The organism is Microcoleus sp. AT3-A2 (genome assembly GCF_036705685.1).
Lineage (GTDB): Bacteria > Cyanobacteriota > Cyanobacteriia > Cyanobacteriales > Microcoleaceae > Microcoleus.
In genome coordinates, this window is record NZ_JAUBVF010000141.1 from 1 (window position 1) to 2,463 (window position 2,463).

Consider the following 2,463-nt stretch of genomic DNA (forward strand, 5'->3'; position numbering starts at 1 on the left):
TTGTTAGAGTCGATAGGGGCATTTCTACCCCTACCTCTCGTTCAGAACGGAACGTGATGCTTTCGCATCATTCCGCTCCTTGATATCTTCATCCTTTTTATGGACACAATTCAAAACGGATTGTTACAATAGTCCTTATCAAGGGAACCGTCATTTTCCGTTTTTGTGTCGTGGCAGTGTTTATGTAGAAGTTGGAGGTTTTTGTACTCATCCTTACCGCCTAATGAGCGAGGTTGGATATGGTCAACTTCTACAATGTCTGTAGGTGTGAAATACAGACCACAGTGGGTACATTTACCTTTTTGTGCCTTAAGCAGTGTTGCCACTCTTTTTGGTGTTTCCGGGTATTCTCCGCGTCTCTTGCTCCAGTAAATCCAGTCACCATCGTAAGGCGTTGCGTTACCCTTCACTTTGACGTGCCTTACAATAGGCCTTGCTTTGTGTTGGACTAATTCTAAACCTTCTTCTGTGCTGAAACACCAATTTCTGTCGCCTACTGTTCGCCAGTATTTGTCTTTATTGATGCTACCTTTTCCCCGTCTTCTCGCCCATGCTCTTAGTTTGTCATAGGTAAGACTGTCTACCTTGTTAAAGGTATCTTTACTTACTACTGTTGAGTAATAGTTTGACCATCCCCTAATTATTGGATTCAGCCGACTAATTAAAGCGACTTGGGGGGCGGTGTTATGGGTGTCTATCACTTCTGCAATTTTAGCCAGATGGGCTTTGACTTTGGGCTTAGACGGGGTGATTAATGTTGTAAAACCTAGCGGTATTCCTACTGTATTTTTTGCACTTCGGTAGTTGCCTACCTTATGTTGTTGTACATGAAATCCTAGAAACTCAAACCCAACATTTCCATTATATTCGTTGAGGGTGTGGGTTAATTTTGTTTTGCTTGGCTTCAATTCTAGGCCAACATCACTTAACCATTCTGCAATTATCTTCTGACAGGCTAGTATTACTTCAATGTCTTTGTGAATAATCACAAAATCATCGGCGTACCGGATTAAACTTAAGGAACTTCGTTTATCTTTTTTACTGATTCCGTAGTATCCTTTTGTTAGCGTTTCCGCATATTGTTTGACCCGTTCTTCCATTCCATGTAAAGCAATGTTAGCCAAAAGTGGAGAGATGACCCCACCTTGTGGTGTGCCTTCTTTGGTCGGGAAGATTTCACCTTGGTCTAATACCCCACTTTTAAGCCAGGACTTAATTTGTGTTCGGAGTCCTGGATAGGTATTGATTTTGTCAAGTAATGCTTTGTGATTAATGCGGTCAAAACATTTGGAAATATCAGCGTCTAGCACATATTTAGCTTTGTATCTGATACTGTCAAATATAGCTCCAATCGCATCGTGACATGACCTACCGGGTCTAAAACCGTATGAGTTTGGCTCAAATTTTGCCTCCCATTCTGGCTCAAGTGCTGCTTTCACAACTGCTTGTAAGGCGCGGTCGTACATTGTAGGTATTCCTAATGGTCTTGACTCATTAGTTCCTGGTTTTGGTATCATTACCCGACGAGTCGGTTGAGATTTACCAGTTATTTTGAGTTGACTTACTAGCTTTAATCGTTGCTTTGGGGTTAACAATTTTATGCCATCCACACCTGCTGTACGCTTGCCAGTATTGTCTTGTGTTACCCGTCGTACCGCTAGAACCTTATTAGACCATGAATTAATCAAGGTCTTTTGAAGCTTCTGAACTGCTTTAACATCGCCACGCTCACTTGCTCGATAGATACGTCTTTGCAACTTAAATGTCAATCTTTCGGCTTTTCGCCAATTGATTTGATTCCATTCCACCGTCGGGTTGTCCCGCGTTTTAGACTTATTCATTGCTACTAAGTTTCTATCCTTGAAGTTACCGTGTACCTGTCTGCATATCTCTGTCATTACAACAGAGCATTGGCTTCTGATACAATCCCTCTCTCATATATTGTTCGTTAGCTACTTACTGGATAATCGACATGATTCCAGAAATATATAAGAGTTACTTCGTTCCAAATACACATTGTTTGAGTTTTTAGTGCGATGCTATCCACCGGGTTTATGGGCGGTGCTTATAGGTCAAGTGTGAAATTGCCTATGCCCTATCCTTGCCTTTTGGCTTGGTCTTAATCAGTCTTTACCGTGTTTTTTTCAACGGGTTTATTCTTGATTTAGCCATTTGACCATCTTAAAATTACGATGGTTCAGACACATCTTTGCTTTCGCTACACATGAACTCGTGCTCGACAGTTACCAGTTTCGGCTACCAGTAGTTCTTGTCTTTTATCCCCGCTTTACCCTATTGGTTGCTACCCAACAAAATAGGGGATATGCTTTTACCGCTGCACTTGCGGACTAGGACTAGGGACTTGCGAATCCTGCACCTAGATGTGTATTCAGTTATACTAACCAGTTGGTTAGGCTAACCTTCCCTGAGTATTGCTACCCATTTGGGTTAAACGAATCGCAC

The 2,463-nt window shown here is 41.9% G+C and carries 1 protein-coding gene; it reads right to left on the reverse strand.

The annotated features are described in order from the left end of the window. Positions 1 to 110 precede the first annotated feature (110 nt). Positions 111 to 1,841, reverse strand: a complete 1,731-nt coding sequence (gene ltrA / locus QUB37_RS29475) for a group II intron reverse transcriptase/maturase (protein ID WP_333168760.1) — start codon at positions 1,839 to 1,841, stop codon at positions 111 to 113. Positions 1,842 to 2,463: the final 622 nt, after the last annotated feature.